At 43.9% G+C, this 21,354-nt stretch carries 18 protein-coding genes; 13 read left to right on the top strand and 5 right to left on the bottom strand.

Features of this window, described 5'->3' with window-relative positions:
• Positions 1-14 precede the first annotated feature (14 nt).
• On the top strand, positions 15-1,412 hold the full coding sequence (gene sufB / locus MKY52_RS00655; protein WP_042186357.1) for a Fe-S cluster assembly protein SufB: 1,398 nt from the start codon (positions 15-17) through the stop codon (positions 1,410-1,412).
• A 197-nt stretch (positions 1,413-1,609) separates the two neighbouring features.
• Here the strand turns inward: sufB and MKY52_RS00650 are convergent, their stop codons facing one another.
• Both MKY52_RS00650 and MKY52_RS00645 read right to left on the bottom strand, forming a co-directional pair.
• The gene (locus MKY52_RS00650; RefSeq protein ID WP_341049266.1) at positions 1,610-2,596 is read right to left on the bottom strand and encodes a BtrH N-terminal domain-containing protein; all 987 of its coding nucleotides are present in this window, start codon (positions 2,594-2,596) and stop codon (positions 1,610-1,612) included.
• The gene (locus tag MKY52_RS00645; RefSeq protein WP_341049265.1) at positions 2,589-3,143 is read right to left on the bottom strand and encodes a PadR family transcriptional regulator; all 555 of its coding nucleotides are present in this window, start codon (positions 3,141-3,143) and stop codon (positions 2,589-2,591) included. The genes MKY52_RS00650 and MKY52_RS00645 overlap by 8 nt, the downstream gene beginning before the upstream one ends.
• A gap of 355 nt (positions 3,144-3,498) precedes the next feature.
• Between MKY52_RS00645 and MKY52_RS00640 the strand changes: the two genes are divergently transcribed.
• From MKY52_RS00640 to MKY52_RS00630, 3 genes are all read left to right on the top strand, one after another.
• Positions 3,499-4,356 carry a helix-turn-helix domain-containing protein gene (locus tag MKY52_RS00640; RefSeq protein ID WP_341049264.1) on the top strand — a complete coding sequence of 286 codons (858 nt, stop codon included), beginning with the start codon at positions 3,499-3,501 and terminating at the stop codon, positions 4,354-4,356.
• Between the two features lie 439 nt (positions 4,357-4,795).
• On the top strand, positions 4,796-6,556 hold the full coding sequence (locus MKY52_RS00635) for an ABC transporter ATP-binding protein (protein WP_042186359.1): 1,761 nt from the start codon (positions 4,796-4,798) through the stop codon (positions 6,554-6,556).
• Positions 6,557-6,561: 5 nt separating this feature from the next.
• On the top strand, positions 6,562-8,421 hold the full coding sequence (locus MKY52_RS00630) for an ABC transporter ATP-binding protein (protein WP_042186361.1): 1,860 nt from the start codon (positions 6,562-6,564) through the stop codon (positions 8,419-8,421).
• 69 nt (positions 8,422-8,490) lie between these two features.
• Here MKY52_RS00630 and MKY52_RS00625 read toward each other — a convergent pair whose 3' ends face one another.
• From MKY52_RS00625 to MKY52_RS00615, 3 genes are all read right to left on the bottom strand, one after another.
• Positions 8,491-8,739, bottom strand: coding sequence for a DUF7667 family protein (locus tag MKY52_RS00625; protein ID WP_042186363.1), 249 nt, complete (start codon positions 8,737-8,739; stop codon positions 8,491-8,493).
• Between the two features lie 615 nt (positions 8,740-9,354).
• The gene (locus MKY52_RS00620) at positions 9,355-10,395 is read right to left on the bottom strand and encodes an HD-GYP domain-containing protein (protein ID WP_341049263.1); all 1,041 of its coding nucleotides are present in this window, start codon (positions 10,393-10,395) and stop codon (positions 9,355-9,357) included.
• 77 nt (positions 10,396-10,472) lie between these two features.
• Positions 10,473-11,186 (bottom strand): molybdenum cofactor biosynthesis protein, encoded by a 714-nt coding sequence (locus tag MKY52_RS00615; RefSeq protein WP_042186367.1) that lies wholly within the window; start codon positions 11,184-11,186, stop codon positions 10,473-10,475.
• Positions 11,187-11,322: 136 nt separating this feature from the next.
• Here MKY52_RS00615 and MKY52_RS00610 point away from each other — a divergent pair, with 136 nt between their 5' ends.
• From MKY52_RS00610 to MKY52_RS00570, 9 genes are all read left to right on the top strand, one after another.
• Positions 11,323-12,762 carry a bifunctional metallophosphatase/5'-nucleotidase gene (locus MKY52_RS00610; protein WP_341049261.1) on the top strand — a complete coding sequence of 480 codons (1,440 nt, stop codon included), beginning with the start codon at positions 11,323-11,325 and terminating at the stop codon, positions 12,760-12,762.
• 72 nt (positions 12,763-12,834) lie between these two features.
• The gene (locus MKY52_RS00605; protein WP_042186371.1) at positions 12,835-13,662 is read left to right on the top strand and encodes an undecaprenyl-diphosphate phosphatase; all 828 of its coding nucleotides are present in this window, start codon (positions 12,835-12,837) and stop codon (positions 13,660-13,662) included.
• A gap of 145 nt (positions 13,663-13,807) precedes the next feature.
• Positions 13,808-14,911, top strand: coding sequence for an HD-GYP domain-containing protein (locus MKY52_RS00600; protein ID WP_341049259.1), 1,104 nt, complete (start codon positions 13,808-13,810; stop codon positions 14,909-14,911).
• A 232-nt stretch (positions 14,912-15,143) separates the two neighbouring features.
• Complete coding sequence (gene yfkAB / locus MKY52_RS00595) at positions 15,144-16,280, top strand: radical SAM/CxCxxxxC motif protein YfkAB (protein WP_149645890.1); 1,137 nt, start codon at positions 15,144-15,146, stop codon at positions 16,278-16,280.
• A 51-nt stretch (positions 16,281-16,331) separates the two neighbouring features.
• Positions 16,332-17,660, top strand: a complete 1,329-nt coding sequence (locus MKY52_RS00590; RefSeq protein ID WP_042193528.1) for a hemolysin family protein — start codon at positions 16,332-16,334, stop codon at positions 17,658-17,660.
• A gap of 164 nt (positions 17,661-17,824) precedes the next feature.
• On the top strand, positions 17,825-18,505 hold the full coding sequence (locus MKY52_RS00585) for a response regulator transcription factor (RefSeq protein WP_060624606.1): 681 nt from the start codon (positions 17,825-17,827) through the stop codon (positions 18,503-18,505).
• Positions 18,502-20,256, top strand: coding sequence for a sensor histidine kinase (locus MKY52_RS00580; protein WP_341049257.1), 1,755 nt, complete (start codon positions 18,502-18,504; stop codon positions 20,254-20,256). Before MKY52_RS00585 ends, MKY52_RS00580 begins: the two co-directional genes overlap by 4 nt.
• 41 nt (positions 20,257-20,297) lie before the next feature.
• Positions 20,298-20,822, top strand: coding sequence for a CDP-diacylglycerol--serine O-phosphatidyltransferase (gene pssA / locus MKY52_RS00575; RefSeq protein ID WP_149645893.1), 525 nt, complete (start codon positions 20,298-20,300; stop codon positions 20,820-20,822).
• 7 nt (positions 20,823-20,829) lie between these two features.
• Positions 20,830-21,324 carry a DedA family protein gene (locus MKY52_RS00570; protein WP_149645894.1) on the top strand — a complete coding sequence of 165 codons (495 nt, stop codon included), beginning with the start codon at positions 20,830-20,832 and terminating at the stop codon, positions 21,322-21,324.
• Positions 21,325-21,354: the final 30 nt, after the last annotated feature.

The following is a 21,354-nucleotide window of genomic DNA, read 5'->3' as shown; positions in this document are numbered from 1 at the left end:
AGGAGGCTGACACCATGGCTAAGAAAGCGCCTGATATGGAAGAGTACCAATACGGGTTCCGTGATGAGCATAAGTCGATATTTCAGTCTGGTAAAGGTTTGACGGCCGAAATTGTTAAAGAAATTTCAGCAATCAAAAATGAACCACAGTGGATGCTTGATTTCCGCTTAAAATCCCTTGAACAGTTCCGTAAAATGCCGATGCCTACATGGGGCGGCAATATGGATGATTTAGATTTTGAGGATATTCAATATTATGTAAGACCTTCCGAGAAACAAGGGAAGACTTGGGAAGAAGTTCCTTCCGAAATCAAGGAAACCTTTGATAAGCTGGGTATTCCTGAAGCGGAACAGAAGTTCCTCGCCGGCGTATCGGCACAATATGAATCTGAGGTTGTATACCACAGCATGCAGAAGAGCCTTGAAGATCAAGGGGTTATTTTTACAGATACCGATACTGCACTGCGTGAACATCCAGAACTTCTTAAGAAGTTCTTCGGGACGATCATCCCTCCAACCGATAATAAATTTGCAGCACTTAACAGTGCAGTTTGGTCAGGCGGAAGCTTCATCTACGTTCCTAAAGGTGTGAAATGTGAAGTTCCTTTGCAGGCTTACTTCCGTATTAACTCCGAGAACATGGGACAATTTGAGCGTACCTTGATCCTCGCTGACGAAGATAGCTTCGTGCATTATGTAGAAGGCTGTACAGCGCCAATCTACAGCACGAATTCTCTGCACAGTGCAGTTGTTGAAATCTTGTGTATGAAGAACTCACGCGTTCGTTATACTACGATTCAGAACTGGGCTCCAAACATCTACAACCTCGTTACTAAACGTGCGGTTGCAGAAGAGAATGCAACGATGGAATGGGTCGATGGCAACATCGGTTCCAAGCTGACTATGAAATACCCTGCGGTTGTTCTTAAAGGCCGTGGAGCTAAAGGTTCAGTACTGTCCATCGCGGTAGCGGGTAAAGGCCAGCATCAGGATGCTGGTGCCAAGATGATCCATTTGGCTCCAGACACAACATCCACTATTGTATCGAAATCGATCAGTAAGCACGGCGGTAAAGTAACTTATCGCGGTCTTGCTTCCTTTGGCCGTCAGGCAGAAGGTGCGAAATCGAACATCAAATGTGATACGCTCATTTTGGATAACGAATCCACTTCGGATACGATTCCTTACAATGAAATCATGAACGATAACATCGTGCTTGAGCACGAAGCAACGGTATCCAAAGTTTCTGAGGAGCAGCTGTTCTATCTGATGAGCCGCGGCTTAACAGAAGCAGAAGCGACTCAAATGATCGTCATGGGCTTCATCGAACCGTTCACCAAAGAACTGCCGATGGAATATGCGGTCGAAATGAACCGTCTCATCAAGTTCGAAATGGAAGGTTCTATCGGTTAATTTCTGTTGCTGATGTTTACTGCATGATAAGTGAATAAGAAATACCCCGTCACCATAGTTATTGGTTGACGGGGTATTTTTTGTTTTCGTGAATTATTTTCTGACTGGAACTGTGTTCATATACACAATGATGCCTTTGTATTGATTGTGAACAAGAATTCCTCTTTGGGGTTTTTAAACACCGTAACTGCTTACATTCACAATAATAGCTCCATCGCTGCGCGTTCTTTATCCGCAATCTCGAGCAACAGTTTGGACGCCTGCTGCAGCTCCTGGAGGCTGCCCGTTTTTCCGGCATGGTCGATCGAAGCAGAGACGTTGGCCCACATTGGAGCGATTTCCGCAAACAAGCGGTAGGCTTGCTCGATTTTCGGGTCTGCCAACTGATCTGCGCATTCTTTCAGGAAATCCCGATACAGATTCCGAAACAATGCACCGCCGGTTCCACCACGTTCCATTAGCAATGCGGTCAGGCATAAATCATGTTCAACATTGTTGCTGCGGGAAGGCCACTTCAAGATTTCATCGCTCATTTTTACAATGCCTTTATTCCCGATATTGCGAATGGGCGGGTTCAAATAGTCATGTGCATTTTTGGCCAAGGATACGCGTATAGCTTGAACGAGAGGCGGGAAGGTATCAAATGGCTCGAGTGTGAAAGAACGATTACGAGAACTCATGGGCCCTTTTGCATTTCTGGCCGCGGCCAAGCTTGTTAAACTCGTCTTCAACAGTCCACCCTGTTGTCCGGTGTCCGCCATGTAGGCGTTGGCATCATCCATGCCGTAAAGAACCGCATAGTGACCGGCAAAGTGCACTTTGCTCGTGAAATAGTCTAAGTAATATGAATCCAACTTTAGTCCGACCGGAATTCCGCGATCGATGTAACTCCGTACGTTCTGCCATGCCTTGTCGACGGACGATGTTTCTTGTATGTTGACGATTAAACCCAGCTGGGCGGCGAGGTTGGCCGTCAATTCATCCGGTTTCACCCTTCCTCCGATGAACGGAAAGTCCATTCCTTTCGAATCCCAGTAAATAAATCCGAGGCCTTGTCCGAGCCCGAACAGCAGCGGCTCCGACAAGTGAACTCCCGCAAATTGCAGCAGATTGCCCATGGCGGTCGTTTCGCAATGTTCGCCTTGGTAAGGAACGAATCTTTCAATGATTTTGGCCTTATTCACCTGTCTCCTCCAATAATTCATTAATTAGACTGGCAACGAACGCTCTTTCGCTCTTGATGAGGCTTATAGGATGCAAGAACAGTGCTCTTACGTTCAGCGGCAATTGAACTCCGCCTTGCGATTCGTATTTTTGATTTATTTTTATTGAAGCCTTGTGAAGAAAATCCAACCGTTTCCGCAAAGCTTCCACGGCCTCTTCTTTCCTAATATAAGGTAAAGCGGCAAGGCCGAGATCGAAGCGGATGTCGCGCTCCCGCGCAGATGAAAGGCTGTCCAAGATTTCGTTTCTTAGCGCGATCATACCGGCTTCGGTGAGGGAGAACCGGTGTGGCAAAGGTCCCTTGCCTGATTTTCCTTCGGATTCCTCGGATGTAACCCATCCTTTATCTTTAAGCTTCTTCAGTCCTAAGTAGATCGAAGTCGTGCCGATATTCGCCCAATCCCGATAGCCACGCAGATCGACTAGCTTCTTGATATCGTAGCCGGAAGCTTGGCGGCATTCCGCGATCATTTGCAGCAGCATGAATTCGACATTCGAAAGTAGCATAGAGGAACCTCCCATTCTCAATATTACACGTATGTAATATAACATGTGTGTAATATAAAATCAATAACCAGCTCGGCGTATGGCTGGACGGATTTGAATGGTTGTAATTGTATTAAGCAAAAAGGCGAAATAAATAAGACACAGTTCATTTTTTTGAAGGTCACAGCATCCGAAATAAGGAATATTGGTCTATTAATGAATGAAGAGATTTCTGCAATCGTTAGCTATAGCAGATTCTTTTTTTCTGTGAGTACGATTTTTAGATAGTGTTCTTAGAAACAGCAAGAAATGTCCTATTCTGAATGGAAGCAAAGCTTATAATAAAGTTAATCGTTGCAACGAGGAAGTGAAGCATTTGGGTTATATAGAATGTTTGCAGAAAACTATTGATTACATCGAGGAAAATCTAAAAGGACCCATTTCCATTGAGGAATGTGCGTTACGGTCAGGGTTCTCAAAATTTCATTTTCACCGGATTTTTGGAATCCACCTTGATGTCACCCTAATGGAATATGTCCGTAGGAGACGGTTGGGTTATGCGATGGTTGATGTCATAAACGGCAGAAGAATTCTGGACATTGCGCTGGACTATGGCTATAGCTCAGAAAGGTCATTTAGTAGAGCTTTTCAGCAGGAGTTCGGTCAACTACCCAGTTGCTGCAGAAATGTGAGATATGCCTTGCCGTCTAAACCGTTGCTAAATGATCAAATAAACCAATTACGCGGAGGAATTAAAGTGGACTATTTAAGTGAAGTCACAATAGGCAGCTTGGGCGCGATGAAGGTAGTGAGTGGAGTAAGGGTCAGTGATAATCCTGAGGATGAGGTAATTAGCTTTGTCACTGAATGGGCTAAGAGGGCTGGGATTAGGACCGATGCTAGACAATTTGGTTTTGATGTTCCTGTTAGCGATGAGGATCAAGAGAAAGGGCTAAGGGGCTACGAATATTGGGTAGTTGTAGAGGAAGAGCCTTCTCTCCTGGAATCGGGGCTTGAATATAAACATGTTGAGGACTGCAAATATGCAATCCTGCGGATTACCGAGCCGATGGTTGATCCTTTTGAGCGTATTCCGTTAGGATGGAAAAAGCTTGGAGGATGGGTAAACAGCAGAGGTTACAAAACCTCTTGTGATCAGGAACGCTTCTGGTTGGAAGAGGTACAAGAGATCGACGGTTCGGTCTACATGGATCTTTATTTTCCCATAGAATAGATGTAAGACCTACAAGATAAACACTTTGAAAAAGAGTGTCCTTCTTGTAGGTCTTTTTTGGCTTAAACCGAACAACTTGGACAATGGATTTTCATTTGGAAATCGATGATAATTCTCCTGATCTGAGGAAAAGTTCCAATAATTATGTAAATGACCTGATAAAGGTCTTCTTTTTAGTGGCCGATCACTTCAAGGATCATGATGTTTCTTAATTCAACAGCATTAAGGAGGAAAATCGAGTATTTTAAGACAATGATGGTCGTTTATCACCTATATACGGGGCTTTTTTCCGAAATAACAGGATAAACGCTCAATTCTACCCTTTGCCGCTTTAAATTAGGGATGATACACTGCTTAAAGTCACTAAAATTGTAAGCGCTAAAAAACAAGCTTATGATGTTAGTTTTAATTCAAAAATTGCTTTACTAGGAGGAGAGATATGGATGTTCTCAGGCAACTGCGAGGCTATTACCGAGAGAAGCTGCATTATTTGATTCTTTCGATCGTATGCTTGGCTGCCGCAACTGCAGTGGGGCTAATTACCCCCAATTTGTTAAGGAAGCTGATCGATGAAGTAATTGTTCCACTTAAGTTTAAAGAGGTGCCCGTGTTGGCTCTCAGTGTGTTAGCTGTAGTAATCGTAAAAGCATGCCTGCAATTTGCACATGGTTTTTTTGGAGGGCGGTTAGGTAATTTTCTAGCATATCGGCTACGTAACGCTTGTTATGAGAAATTACAATTTCTATCTTTCCGTTATTATGATACCGCGAAAACAGGAGATCTGATGTCCCGGCTGACCGGGGATTTGGAAGCGATTCGGAACTTTATCGGTTTTGGTTTTGCTCAGTTGCTAAATGTGTTTTTTATGGTGCTCTTTGGTTCGATCATGATGTTCACCATTAATTGGCAGCTAACATTGGTTACTTTGATTACTATGCCATTTCTGGCAGCAGTAGCTTTAAGATTTGAGTCCAAGATTCATCCGGCCTTCCAAGAGATGCGCCTTGCGCTGAGTTCTCTGACAACGGCTGTACAGGAGAATATCACGGGTGTGCGAACTGTCAAATCGTTTGCTAGAGAGGCTCACGAAGTTGAAAAATTCTCACACCGTAATGAACGTTATAAGAATAATCAGATTTTTGCCGCTGAGCTCTGGAGTAAGTTTTTTCCGGTCATGGAGCTTTTAGCATCGGTAAGTATAGCTATCCTGTTAGGCGTAGGTGGTACACTCGTTATTAACGGGAAAATGTCACTAGGTGAATTGGTTGCCTTCTTCAGTTTGATTTGGTACATCATTGGACCGGTATGGGGTCTAGGCTTTCATATTAATAACTATACACAGTCCAAAGCTTCGGGAGAACGTGTACTTGAAGTACTTAATCAAAAAATTGATGTTAAGGATAAAGAGGATGCACGTGAACTGGTACCTTCCGAGGTTAAGGGGGACGTTGCCTTTAATCATGTGACCTTTGCGTACGGGAACAAAATGCCTGCTGTTACTGACATCCATTTTGAAGCTAAATCAGGTGAAATTATCGGATTTCTTGGAGGCACAGGTTCAGGTAAATCCACTATTACTCAACTGATGATGCGTGCTTATGATGTCAATGAAGGGAGTATTACGCTGGATGGCATTGATATTAGAGAGTACAGTGTGCGCAGCCTGCGGTCACAGATTGCCACCGTATTCCAGGAAACATTCCTGTTCTCCTCATCCATCCGCAACAACATTTCATATGGCTTGAAAAATGTAAGCATGGAGGAGATTATCCGTGCTGCACAGCTGGCAAAGGCACATGATTTCATTATGGAGATGGCAGATGGCTATGACACTGTAGTGGGTGAACGCGGGATGGGTCTCTCTGGCGGACAAAAGCAGCGGATTGCGATCGCAAGAGCCCTGCTTAAGAATCCGCGTATCCTCATCCTCGACGATGCGACCAGTGCGGTCGATATGGAAACGGAACATGAGATTCAAGCGGGATTCCAGGAGGTCATGAATGGGCGTACAACACTTATAATTGCCCATCGGATATCCTCCTTGCGACATGCGGATCAGATCATTGTTATGAACGAAGGTCATGTTCAGCAGCGTGGTACTCATCAGGAGCTAATTGAAGTTCCGGGTCCATACCAAGATGTATACCGGATACAATATGCTGACTATCTGGCCAGAGCTACCGGAAGAGGGGAGGAGTGAGGCATATGAAACTTGAAGCCAAACAGAACACCGCTTCGGGAGCAAAGCGTAAAGCAGCCGAGCAGAAGACGCTTGATGAACGTTTCGTGTACAAAGATGATGATGTGATCGACAAAGCGTTTGACTGGAAGCAGTTCACCAGATTATTCAGCTATATGAAGCCTTACGCCAAACAGATGCTTCCACTGGTTTCTATCATGATGATTCTGGGAACCATTACGAAGCTGACCGTTCCTTTCTTGACAAGTTTAGCTATCGACCGTGCTATAGCGCCTAAAGTTGGGAATCCAAGCTTAACACTTCTTTATTCGCTTACGGCAGGTGTCATTGTCTTATATCTCATTCAATGGATTGCAGGCGTGTACCGGATTAAGTACACGAACATCATTGGACAAAGAGTCATTTATGACTTGCGTTCTGACTTGTTCAAGCATATTCAGAAGCTCTCTTTTAACTTCTTCGATAAACGCCCAGCAGGTTCGGTATTAGTACGTGTGACGAATGATATCAACTCACTGCAGGATTTGTTCACGAACGGGGTAGTCAATCTGATGATTGACTGTGTACAGCTTTTGGGGATTACGATTATTCTGTTATTGATCAACTGGAAACTTGGTCTTGCAGTAATGGTTACGGTTCCGATCATGTTCTTTATTTCTACTAAGCTGCGTCAGAAGATTCGGATCGCTTGGCAGGATGTGCGGATGAAGAACTCTAGAATTAATTCTCACTTGAACGAATCGATTCAGGGGATCAGAGTCACACAGGCCTATACACAAGAACGTGAAAACATGAATTATTTCGATTTTATGAATACAGATAGCAAAAAGTCCTGGAATAAAGCATCTGCGATGAACCAAGCTTTCGGGCCGATGATCGAGATCACTGGTGGTTTTGGAACGATGATCCTCTTTTGGTTAGGGGCGTATCTCATCCAATCTGGCGAGCTTACTGTCGGTTTGCTGGTAGCGTTTAGTTCTTATGTCAGCAACTTCTGGGACCCGATCAACCGTCTGGGGCAGATGTATAACCAACTGCTGGTAGCGATGGCCTCCTCAGAACGGATCTTTGAATATTTGGATGAGCAGCCTTCGGTTCAAGATAATCCAGGGGCTAAACCACTAGGAACGATTCGTGGAGATATTAACTTTAATAAGGTTGTTTTTGAATATGAAAAAGGTCGGGCGGCTTTAAAGGGCATCGATCTGGATGTAAAAGCTGGGCAATCGATCGCGCTAGTGGGTCATACTGGCTCGGGGAAAAGTACGATTATTAACCTAATTGGCCGGTTCTATGATATTAAGAGCGGAAGAATTACGATTGACGGTGAAGATATCCGTGAAGTTACTCTAGATAGTCTGAGAAGGCAGATCGGAATCGTGCTGCAGGACACCTTCATTTTCTCAGGAACGATTCGCGATAATATCCGATTTGGTCGACTGGATGCTACCGATGAAGAAGTGGAAAATGCCGCGAAAGCAGTAGATGCCCATGACTTTATTATGAAGCTTCCTGGAGGGTATGAGACAGAGGTAGAAGAGCGTGGTAGTGCCTTGTCCATGGGACAGCGTCAGCTGCTCTCCTTTGCCCGTGCACTATTGGCGAATCCACGGATTCTGATCCTTGATGAAGCTACGGCAAGTATTGATACAGAGACGGAGCTGAAGATTCAAGAGGCACTCAAAATCTTACTTCAGGGCCGGACCTCCTTTATCGTCGCTCATAGACTATCTACCATTCGCCATGCGGATAAAATAGTCGTTCTGGACCATGGTGAGATTAAAGAAGAAGGAACCCACCGAGAACTGACATCACGTGATGGTGTGTATAACGGATTAATAGAAGCGCAGTTCCGCTTTCTATAGCAAAGAACAACAGCCCATTCCAATTGCGAAAGCAAATGAGGAGTGGGCTGTTTTATATCGTACGTCCAATTATTTCGGACGTTTAGGCAATCTACCCGTTATACGTAGCTCAAACATTTGGGCACAAATATCCTGATGCCACTGTGTATCCGTTGTTTGTTCCGCTAACAGTATTTCATTCTGTAGTCGTGCCATCTCCCAACAGTAAGTGGCATTCACCTGTAGGCATTGCTGTTGTTCCGTTTCTTCGGAGGCTGTAAGCTGGCGTAGACGACTTAGAGTGAACAGCTCGGCAAGACGTTCATGGACTGGAAGCATACTTTTTACCTCCTGGAAGTATTTAAACCACATATTAGTCTCGCCAAGAAAATTGTAATTCAATCATCAAGAGATTAATGATAGGAGGGGTACAACTGACTAAGGATTATGGGCAATGGGAGGATCTGTTGGGGATTTGTAGGAAGGAAGAATTTAGGTGGGTACAGATTAAAGAAGGTAAGGAATTAGGAACCTGGATTCGGAGCTTTCTATTGCAGTATTTACAATAGAAAGCACCTTATCCACTCATAAAATAGCATCTATTGCACTTTTTGCAACAGCATTAGGAAAATGTGATTATAAAAGGCGTTTTTTTTATTTTTGATTGCATAAAATACAACAGAACTACAATCCAGCTCTACGTACAAGAATTCTGTTGCACATAATATAACAGAAAAAATCCCCCGAAAGAAAACGGGGGATCATGGATTTCGAAAGATAGCTTTGAGGCCCCGATCTTTGCGCAGCAAAGCAGGAGCCTCAAGGCGAGGTTACACAAGGCGTTCCTTGTATCCACCACCGCCACAAGTTTACACCAAACTTCCGGGTGTCCAGAGGGTGGGACCCTTGGGGGCCCTTCCTTGGAAGGGAGGGTTTGGGAGTGATCGAAGCGCCCTAGTCCATATAAATTTCTACAACGGCAACGTTCCGTTCGCGGGAAAGATCCACGAACATTCCGTCCACCTTTACCAGTGGTCGGAAAATATCGACCAGATTGTTCATAATAATTACGCCAATATCACCTGTGTTCAGTAACACACGCTTGCCGATGAAGTTGGGCATTAAATGCTGGATAAAGGCTTGAACGGTTTTAGCGTTCAGTTTACCGAAACTTAGATTGTTTATTTCACGCAGGACGGAAATAAGCTCTTGCTTCGACTGATAGACTCGTTTAGAAGTCATCGCACTATAAATGTCAGCTACAGCTGCAATTTGTGCATAAGGATGAATATCAGATTTGGTTAGACCGCTCGGATAGCCAGAGCCGTCCTCACGCTCATGATGTTGGAGCGCAGCCAAAGCTGTGTAAGAATCGTCCATGGAATTACGTATAATTTCGTAGCCGTACTTAGTATGTAGTTTGATTTCCTCGAACTCATCTGGCGTTAGCTTCCCTGGTTTATTCAAGAGGGAGGGTGAAATTCGGCATTTTCCAATATCAATCAAATAGCCTGCACGACCAATTTCATAGCATTCTTGTTTGGAATAACCAAGCCATATCGCAATATAATAAGAGAGCATGCCTACCTGAAGGGAGTGATTGTAGGTATAGTTATCTTCCCGATCTAGCAAAAGCAGGAGGGACACTACATCTTTATGCTTGTCCAAAGTTTGAAGCGAAGGCTGAAGAATGTCGTTTACCACGGATTGGTTGAAGCTTCCTTTTAATAACGCTTCCATATAAAGAGACTCGAAGCCGTCAATCATGGTATCAAAACTAGTGGTCACCGTCTGAATAATTGAAGGTCTGCTGAGGGGTGATACCTCTTCCTCTAACGTCTCGATATCAACATAATCAACTCCAAGCTGCATCAGCTTGGCGATATCATTTATTTGGAGCAGTGATCCTTTTGGTAGTACATGTAAACCCCTAGAACTATATGCGTCCGCGTTAAGGTGATTACCAGGTTTTAGATCCGAGACGTGTACTCTCAATGCCTATGCCACCTTTTATCCGATTTTATCCAGAATATCAACAAAGTTCAGATTTTTCAATCAAAAAGGAGAAAAGATTATTTGTGGATTGTATCGCTGGCTTTTTGATCAGAGTTCACCCAATGTTGGCCCGATTCATTAATGTCTTTTTTCCAAACGGGAACCGTCTGTTTCAATCGTTCAATGGCAAAGCGACTGGCTTCGTAGCAGGTATCGCGATGGGGTGTGGAGACGGCAATGATAACACTTGCTTCCTTTAAACCTACAAGCCCAATGCGGTGAGATATGGCGCAGTTTGCGTTCCAGCGGTTCTTCACCTCTTTACCAATCTCCTCTAGTTTACTTAAGGCCATAGGAATATAGGCATCATAATGAAGTGCGGTTGTACGTTGTTCTCCGGTCATTTCACGTGTAGTGCCGATAAATAATAAGGATGCTCCGTGATTGACGTCAAGAACGGCATCTAGAAGCTTCTCTGCATTTAAAGGCTGGTCCGTTATGCTATAGAGACCATCAGTAGTAGTTTCATATATAGTGCCATTCTCTCCCCCGGAAACTGGAGGAATAAGTGCGACTTCGGAAGACGCTGTGATGATAGAATCATCAGGAGCATATTCCCGGTCAATGGCAATTAAAGAAGCCCCAATTTGGGATGCTGCATTCGGATAAGAGGCAGATAGAAGCTCCTTCAGCTTGCCAGCTGTTAAGGGAATCTCAGTCGCTTGGAAGGACAGAGAAGAAGAGCCGATTGTCTCAGCCAGACCCGCGAATAGTCGGATAGTAATATGCATTTTTATTCTCCTCTGATGTATGATCTGATGTCTTCAATATACCATAATGTGTCTGAAAATGTTATGCTAGGCTCTATAAGATCACGCACCGACTGCTTCATTAAAGAGCAGCTCAAGGGTAGGAGGAATGTTGCTTATGGGGCATGTGCCACAAAGACTGACCATACTTCATACCAATGATATACATAGCCATTTTGAAATGGTAAGTCCGGTGGCAGCGGAAATCGCCGCACAAAGGGCTGCAGCGGGAGAAGAGCCTGTACTGCTGCTGGATATTGGTGATCATATGGATCGTGCAGCTGTTGAGACAGAAGGCACAATGGGTCAGGCTAACATCGACGTATTAAACTTAACAGGATATGATGCTGTAACCATTGGCAATAATGAGGGGCTCACTTTCTCTCAGGAGATGTTGTCATCTATTTTTTCCGGGTTACAATGTCCGGCAGTATGCTGTAATTTTGTAGAGTCTTCGACAGGAGAGCCGCCAAGCTGGATGAAGCGTCATGCGGTCTTGGAGAAGGATGGAATTAGAATTGGAGTGACCGGAGCAACAGCGGCATTTACTTCGTTCTATTCCCTTTTGGGCTGGGATGCTTTAGATCCTGAGACTGCACTCCGGGAACAATGCCTACTTTTAGCACCACAGGTGGATATTTTAATCGTTCTATCTCATCTCGGACTTCCTACGGATAAAATTCTGGCAGAACGGTTAGAGGGCGTACATGCCATTCTTGGTGGACATACGCACCATCTGTTAGAAGAGCCTATTATGATTAATGGTACTGCCGTATGCGGTGCTGGGAAATTCGGTCGGTATCTCGGGCGTCTTCAATTTGAGCGACTAGATCCTCAGTCTGATTTTAGCTTAGTGACGGGTGAATGTATTCCTATTGACCCCCTTCTGAAGGAGGAGGTTATAGGTCCTGCAGTCGCTATTCATTTGAAGCATGGCCAAGAATCTCTTCAGACGATCGCTGCGATTACTGACCGTGAGCTTCCTTTGAACTTGCGGGGAGAGTCCCCCTTTGGCAATCTTTTGGCACAAGCAGTCCGTAGATTTACAGGAACTAGTATGTCATTAGTTAACACGGGTCAGCTGCTAGGACCATTGCCGGAAGGCGAGGTTACGACAGGGATGCTGCACGCACTTTGTCCTTCTCCCATCAATACTTGCATCATTAAGCTGAAGGGTATAGATATTCGCACAGCTTTGGAACAGAGCCTTACAGAGGAGTTTTATAGTAAGGTCATTTACGGGTATGGTTTCCGCGGGAATCATCTGGGCAGCTTGGCAGTAGATGGATTAAAAATCTTGTACGACCCACTAATGATACCGTATGATAAGAGTGTTGCAGTTTTTGTCGAAGGAAACCCACTGGAGGATGAAAGAGAGTATAATGTTGGTACGCTGGACATGTTTACTTTCAGGGCCGGCTATGAGACGATCGCGAATGGGAAGGATGCTTTGTTTCTATTGCCACATTTTTTGCGCGATCTCTTGCGGATGGAGTTACAGCATCCAAACAGCCTCGATGAATGCATGCTCACTCGCTGGGAGGCTAAGTCTGAATAAGGCCGACAGCTCATAATCTACACTTATAGACTCCATTTAACAGTGCTAGATTCCCAAAAATAGGAGGACATTATGGACACGATTACAGCTATTATTTTAGCAATTGTCGAAGGAATCACTGAATTTATTCCTGTATCTTCGACCGGACACATGATCTTGACCACGAAGCTATTAGGCTTCGCGGAGCAAGATTCGATTATGAAGACTTATGAAATTGTAATTCAACTAGGGGCGATTTTGGCGATTGCACTTGTTTACCGCAAGCGAGTACTCAATTTGCTAGGGATTGGACGTAGTAGTTCAGGTAGAGGAGGCGTTATGCCGGCATCCCGTCTGAACTTAATTCATGTGATTCTCGGGATTGCCCCAGCACTTGCTGTGGCATTTTTTGCCCGCGATTTTATCAAAAGTCTTTTTGGAGCTTCGACTGTACTCTGGGCACTTGTGGCCGGAGGGATTCTAATGATTGTTGCAGAATGGGTGAACAGACGCAAAATACGAATTACTGCTCACGAACTGGATGATTTGTCTTACGGACAGGCGCTGGCGATTGGATTGTATCAGATTATTTCGGTACTCTGGCCGGGCTTCTCCCGTTCCGGGTCTACTATTTCCGGGGGGATGTTAAGCGGGGTCAGCTATAAGGCTTCTGCGGATTTTTCCTTCCTCATAGCCATTCCTATTATGTGTGCGGCTTCGGGGTATGAACTGCTGGATTCGTATAAAAACTTCACAAGTGAGACGATTGGTTATTTTGTAATTGGTTTTCTGATTTCTTTTGTAGTGGCATATTTAGTGGTCATTTTGTTTATGAAATGGATTCAAAAGATTCGATTAACGCATTTCGCGATCTATCGATTTATTCTTGCTGCTGTATTCTGGTTGTTTATTATGCGTTAATGCCCGTTGGCATAGACCTAGACACATCTGATTTTCTTTAAGGTACACCTGTCTGAATTTCCATAGAAACGGTATAGACAAAGCGTGTGACCCAAGGATTTCAATACAGAATAGCATTTTACCGTTAAAGGCAGGAGTGAGTTTAGTGCGTTTAGTATCCGTGAATCAGCTTCAAGCAGGCATGAAATTAGGTAAAAAAATTTATAATGATGAAGGTCTAACTCTACTCGCGGACGGGGTAGAGCTTACGGATGCATTGATCAAGCGTCTTGCAAGAATTGATATCGGCTATATCTACATAGAGGATTCTGTCACGGACGATATTGTGATTACTGGTATTCTACAGGATGAGACGCGCAATCAGGCCCTAAAGGTGATTCGTAATCAATTTCAGCAAATGTCTGGGGCTTCGGGAATTACCAAGGGTCTGTATCATCTGGACAAAAAATTTTCTAAGATCATGGATAACATTTTAGACGATATGTCTTTACAAGAAGATCCGATGATCATGCTGATGGATATGCACACTGCTGATAACTATTTATATGTCCATTCCCTGAATGTCTGCTTGTACACTTTAGTGCTTGGTATTGCTCACGGGTATAGTAAAGAGGAACTTCGAGTGATTGGGCTAGGCGCGCTGCTGCATGATATTGGAAAGACACAAATCCCGATAAAAATCGTACAGAAACCCGGCAGGCTCAGTGATGAAGAATTCCGCCACATGCAGGTTCATACCGAGATTGGGTTTCAGATTCTAAAGGAGGAGCCGAATATCCCGCTGCTCGCAGCACATTGTGCCTTGCAGCATCATGAACGCATTGACGGTTCCGGATATCCTCGCGGATTAACAGGACCCCAAATCCATGAATACGCCAAGTGGCTGGGTGTAGCGGACTCCTATGATGCCATGACCTCCAATAGAGTCTACAAAAAGGCTATGCTGCCACATCAAGCCGTTGAGGCCCTCTATGTTGGTTCCGGTACTTTATATGAGCAGAAGCATTTAGAATTGTTTAGAGATCGCGTAGCTATCTATCCGCTGGGGCTTACGGTGAAGCTCAGTACGGGGGAGAGCGGGGTTGTGGTCAAAATAGATCCAAGTACGCCTCACAGACCCACCGTACGTGTGCTTACGGGTCCTGAAGGAGAGGAAGTCGTACCGTTTGAACGAGATCTTAGTAAGGCCCTCTCCGTTGTTATTATTGACGTCGCAGAACAAGGCGGTTCTCCGGAAACGCCAAATTGATTATTTATAGCAGCGTGGAGAGAAGATTAGGCTTATCCGAAGATATGTCGGAAGCCTATTTTTCGTCTCGCTGCTTTTATTTTTTTTGAAATGTAGCGCAAGTATAGAAGGCCAGAAAGACATCATAAGTGCAGTTTTTTTGACTAACGTGGTATGATATAGGGTAAGTCATCGTTCTTTCTTCATGATTTTGGGTTAATAATAGGAATAAGATTTAAAGGAGCTAGTGCAAATGAATGTTTTAAGACCATTAACATCTTCACCGAGGGAGCTGTCGCCAAGTTACGATCCATGGGATCCAATCACTTCTCTACGTAAGCATGGCCGCCATGTGCTAACGAGTGTGGAATTCACTGTAACCAATTTATGCAATATGCGGTGTGAGCACTGTGCTGTTGGTGATAGTCTAACCTCCAAAGAAGGAGATATGCTACCGCTTAAGAATATGCTAGACCGTTTAGAGGAAGTTGAGCATCTAGAAACTATTAGTATTACGGGCGGAGAGCCTATGTTCCGCGCCGGAACGGTGGATAATATCATTGTGCCATTGTTGAAATACGCCAAAGAGCGGGGAATCAGATCACAAATTAATTCTAATCTGACTATGCCGTATTCCCGTTATGAGAAGCTGCTTCCATATCTGGACGTTATGCATATTTCATTTAATTATGTGAACGGTGACGATTTTCATGAAGTCGGTTTTGCGAACAGTGGTCATGCGGTTGCCAAGGAAGCCGCTTACCGGCTATATAATACAATGATTGAGAACTCTCGCCAACTAAGTGAGGATGGTATGTTAATTTCTGCGGAAACTATGATTAATTACCGAACCCACACTAAGCTGCCTGAAATTCATAAGCTGATTCTCGACATGGGAGCAAAACGCCATGAAGTTCATCCGATGTACAATTCGAGCTTTGCTTCCGCTTTGCCAGTGTTATCTTTAAATGAAATGCGGACAGCGATCCATTCGTTACTGGACCAGCGTGATCCAGAGGTATGGATGTTGTTCGGCACGCTTCCGTTTTTTGCTTGCAGCTTCCTTGAAGAAGATCAGAAATTGCTAAGTAGAATGCGTGCAGAGAAGAATGTTACGCTTCGTAACGATCCGGATGGTCGGAATCGTGTGAACGTAAATATGTTTACTGGAGATGTTTTCGTTACAGATTTCGCTGATATCGCAGCCTTTGGGAACATAGACAACCAAAAATTGGATGATATATTTATCGATTGGCAGACGAAGCATCCGCTGAACCAGAAGGTGAATTGTTACTGCGATGCAGCAGGTTGTTGCGGACCTAACCTGTTAGTAGCGGATATGTATTATCCGGAAGTTGATTTCAAAACTAGAAAAGCGATCAATCTGTAGAAATGAGGCGTTGTTAAAGTGGCGCATACGGAATTTGAAGTAGGGAGATTAATGCTTAATCTTTTGCTTGTTCTGGTGCTCGTATTATTGAACGGTATTTTTGTAGCAGCGGAGTTCTCATTAGTTAAGGTCAGGCAGTCTCGTCTGACCCAACTTGTCAGTGAAGGTAATAAAATGGCTGGATATGCACTCAAGGTAAATAAGAGACTGGATTCTTACTTATCTGCCACCCAGTTTGGGATTACACTCGCGTCACTGGGATTAGGCTGGGTCGGTGAGCCGGCCATTTCAGAGCTGCTCGTTGAACCGTTAATGTATAAAATGGGGATTACCGACGGTACTCTGATTTCTACTGTTTCTGTTGTTATCGGATTTTCGATTATTACATTTTTACATATTGTACTTGGTGAGCTTGCACCGAAATCACTTGCGATTCAAAGAACAGAAGGATCTGCGCTACTGCTCTCGGCACCGCTGATGTTCTTCTATAATCTCTTCATGCCTTTTATCTGGATACTGAATGCATCGGCGAACGCATTGCTTCGTTTAGTGGGTGTTGAGCCCGCGAATGAGAGTGAGGCAGCCCACTCGGAAGAGGAAATTCGTATCCTGATGAATCAGAGTGCTAAGAGTGGTGTCATTGATAAAGATGAGATGAAGCTGATGGATAACATCTTTGAATTCTCTGATCTTCTCGCTCGTGAAGTCATGTTACCTCGTACGGATATGGATGTGCTGTACAGCAATCTTTCGCTCGAAGAAAATATGAAGATTATTACAGAAACAAGACATTCACGTTATCCGGTTGCTTTTGAAGACAAGGACCGTATTATTGGTTTTATTCATATTACCGACCTGCTGTTTGCTCCACCTGAGCAGCAGAATGATCTTACGACGCTGGTTCGACCGATTCTTAACGTGCCGGAATCGATGGAGATTAGCCATACGCTTCGTTTTATGCAGAAGAATAAAGCTCAGCTAACGCTAGTTGTCGATGAATACGGCGGTACAGCCGGGTTACTGACAGCAGAAGAAATTCTGGAAGAAATCGTAGGCGATCTGCATGACGAATTCGAAGATGAGCGTCCGAGTGTGGAGCGTAATGGTGATTATATTTCCGTTGAAGGCCGGATGTTGATTGAAGATGTCAACGATCTTACGGGTGTAGTGATCGAGGATGATGAAGTGGATTCCATCGGTGGCTGGTTGTTTAAGGAGCTGGAGGGGAATCCAACCAAAGGAAAACGGGTTAAAGTAGAAGATGTGATATTTGAAGTCGAGGAATCGACAAGATTGCGGATCACTCGAATTAATATCCATCGGGAACCCCCCATTGAGAACGAAGAAAATCCATCAGAGCCGGACGGAAATAAAGAATAACCTATTGAAAATTGTGCGTATTGTTCCGAGTGATCAGGGATAAAATGAACTCCTCCTGCTAGAGCTGCATGGCTCATGACAGGGGGAGTTTTTTTGTGGACACATAAAGGACATAACACTCGACTATGCTAATATTTATAAATGGTTTGAAAGCGGGGTCTAGATTGAAAAAGAAGCTTCTTCTCGTTGAGGATGAAATTCGTATTCGTGAACTGGTGTCTGATTACTTCATACAGAATGATTGGGAAGTACTCGAAGCCGATAATGGAATAGATGCATTGGTTTGGTTTGACTCACTGCTGCCGGATCTGCTGATTTTGGATATTATGATGCCTGCTATGAATGGCTTTGAAGTATGCCGTGAAGTTCGTGAAAAATCAGCGGTACCTATCATTTTGTTAACCGCCAAGTCTACAGATGACGACAAAATCTACGGCTTTGAATTAGGAGCGGATGATTATGTTACAAAGCCATTTAGTCCAAAGGTGCTGGTAGCCCGGGCAAATGCACTTATGAAGCGTGTTGAAGGCTCCCATCAGCCTGAATCCAGCATAATAAAATTTGGTTCCGCGATGTTTAACACCTTAGCTCATCGCTTAGAGGTAGAAGATGCGGAAGTGGAGCTTACCCCTAAGGAATATGATCTTTTATGGCTTTTAATACGAAACAAAGGGATTGTCATTTCAAGGGATACGATCCTTAGTCGGATCTGGGGAATTGAATTTGAAGGAGATTCTAGAGTTGTGGACAGTCATATTAAAAAGCTGCGAAGTAAATTGGGTTATGAATCACGTTTTATTCGTACGGTGATTGGCACAGGGTACATGTTCGAGGAAGAGGCATGAGAAGACGGGGAATTACTTTTAAACTGTTTGTGATGACCGTTATCTTTTTCCTTTGCTTCTATGGCATGGTGATTCTAAGCCAACTGCTGTTGTTTGACAATTTCTATCAGAAGCAAAAAGAAAACCGCGTGGAGAAACATCTTAAGAGCTTTGCTGCAAGATATATAAGCGAGCCGTGGGGAAGCACTCGAACCTCCCAGGAGCTCGTTCGGTTTATGCTGCGGAATAAAACACAAATGGTTATTTTGAAGCTGGATGGAAAGATGAATTCGGAAGATCCATTTCATATAAAGTTAATCGATGATGGTGGAAAGAGTATGGTTGTCTCTTTATCCCTGTTCATGAATCAGTACGGAGATGCGCTTAGAGCAGCGAACATTAAAGTAGATGATCAGCTCAGCATCGAAGGCGAACTACTGGATGAAGACAGTTCTTCACCTGCTATAATCTACCCTATAAGTATTACAAAAAAAGAGACCGGAACAATAGGGGATACGGAAGAGACTGGGATGATTCACGCTTCAGGTACTGTTACAGAAATTGTATTGCCTGATTTGAAAATATGGAATCCACGCCAAGGAATACTGTTTGAAGCTCTAGAGGAATGGTTTCCTTTGACACCGGCGCAGATAAACGACTTCAAGAATTTGAAAATACAGAAGCAAGACTGGATTGCTCCCTGGAGTGGGAGTCGCAATGCTGTGATTATTCTGCCCCTTAAGCAAAGTACCGGAGAAATTGAATTACTATTCACAGTGACCTCGTTACAGGAAGTTAAGGATTCTAATGAGGCGTTGCGTTGGTTCTTTTTATATTTGGGGATTGGCGGTATTGTCCTGATTCTGGTGCTTTCCCTCTTCTTTTCGAAAATGGTAGCACGACCGCTGATTAAGTTAAACAACATAGCCAAACGGATGGTTTCTCTGGACTTTACAGGGGACACATCGATTCGGCAGAAGGATGAGCTAGGCAGTCTTTCTAATAGCATGTTCACCTTATCACTAAGTCTGGATTCTGCTTTACGAGAGTTAAGAGAGGCCAATCAGCAGCTAGTTGAGGATATGGAGCAGAAACAAAGAATGGAGATCATGCAGCAGGACTTTTTTGCTAATGCCTCCCATGAATTGAAGACACCGCTCAGTATTATCAAAGGTTTTGCCGAGGGATTGGAAGACGGCGTTAGCGCCGGCAAGCAGGATCACTACATTAAGGTGATTATTGAGGAAGCAGATAAAATGGAGTTTCTTGTTAAAAATATGCTAGATCTAGCACGGTTGGAGTCGGGCACGATTAAACTTCGGAAAACTTCCTTTATGTTAAGTGAACTGACGGAAAAGGTGACGGACAAGCTGGTTCACTTGCTGAGTGAAAAACATTTGGAGGTCATCATTATTCCTGCAAACGAATTACCGATATATGCTGATGTGAACTGGATCGAACAAGTTCTGCTGAATTTTATGACCAATGCTATCAGACATGCGGAAGAAAGAAGTTCTATCACCGTCAATATTGAGAGTCATGCCCAGACTACTGTATTCACTGTTCAAAATATAGGAGAATCCATCCTCGAAGATCAGCTAGAGCAGATCTGGGAACGGTTCTATCGGTCTGAGCCATCTCGCAGTCGAATGACGGGCGGTACAGGTCTGGGGCTTTCCATTGCGAAGCGAATATTAGATATGCATGCTTGTCTTTATACTGTGAAAAATACGGAGAACGGCGTCAGCTTTACTGTGACCTTTGAAGGTTAAACGGTTCAATAAAAATACTACAATGAAAGGGGTGAAATCGTATGAAATTGAATTGGTTGCCTTCAATGTGCACACTTGCAAACTTGGGGCTCGGATCATTATCTTTGTATTTCACGATTCAAGAACGATACAGCCTGGCTTTATTAATGATATTGCTTGCGGCAATATGCGATGTACTCGATGGATTACTGGCAAGAATACTGCAATGTACCAGTGAATTCGGTAAACAATTGGACTCATTGGCGGATATTATATCATTTGGTTTAGCGCCAACCTTCCTTATCTTATTGTATAGGTTAGAAGATGCTCACTGGATTGGACCTGCAGCTTCAGTTTTCTTTTTGATCTGTGGTGCACTTCGTTTGGCCAGATTTAATCTATCGGCGCCTTCCAAAGGGTTCGTGGGGATGCCTATTACAGCTGCTGGAGTCATTCTGTCGATGATTTCTTTACTAGATGAACGCATGAAACCAGGACTGGTCATCGTATTAATGGCAATACTGTCTGTAATGATGGTCAGTCGTATTCCATTTCCGTCACTTAAAAAATCCTTCAACAGGAAGTGATACACCCATGCCTTGGATTATTGAAATCATTTCGCAGTACGGATATATAGCCATATTTGCCCTTATGGCACTTGGGATTATCGGACTTCCTGTACCGGATGAGGTGTTAATGCTGTTTGTAGGCTATTTATCCTCCGTTATGGTTTTGGACTTTTCACTTTCGGTATTGGTTTGTTTCATGGGATCTATCACCGGAATGCTTATCAGCTATACCATTGGTTTAAGACTAGGGCAACCTGTGGTAGAAAAATTCGGCAAGTGGGTTGGCCTTACACCCAAGCGTTTTGCCAGTATGAAAAGATGGTTTTTGCGGTTCGGCAACTGGGCGATTTTCATTGCCTATTTCATTCCCGGTCTGAGGCATGTATCAAGCTATATCTCTGGAATCAGTGCTATGTCTTTCAAAAAATATATACTCATAACGACTGCAGGAGCGCTAACCTGGTCACTCCTTTTTGTTTCCATCGGCTTTTTTGTGGGGGCTAAGTTTTCCTTTTTATAACCAATGGATGATCAGCAATATTAATCGCAA

The organism is Paenibacillus sp. FSL P4-0184 (assembly GCF_038004625.1).
Lineage (GTDB): Bacteria > Bacillota > Bacilli > Paenibacillales > Paenibacillaceae > Paenibacillus_AQ.
Note: the sequence above shows the minus strand (reverse complement) of the source record. Positions and strands in the feature narration are given on the sequence as shown.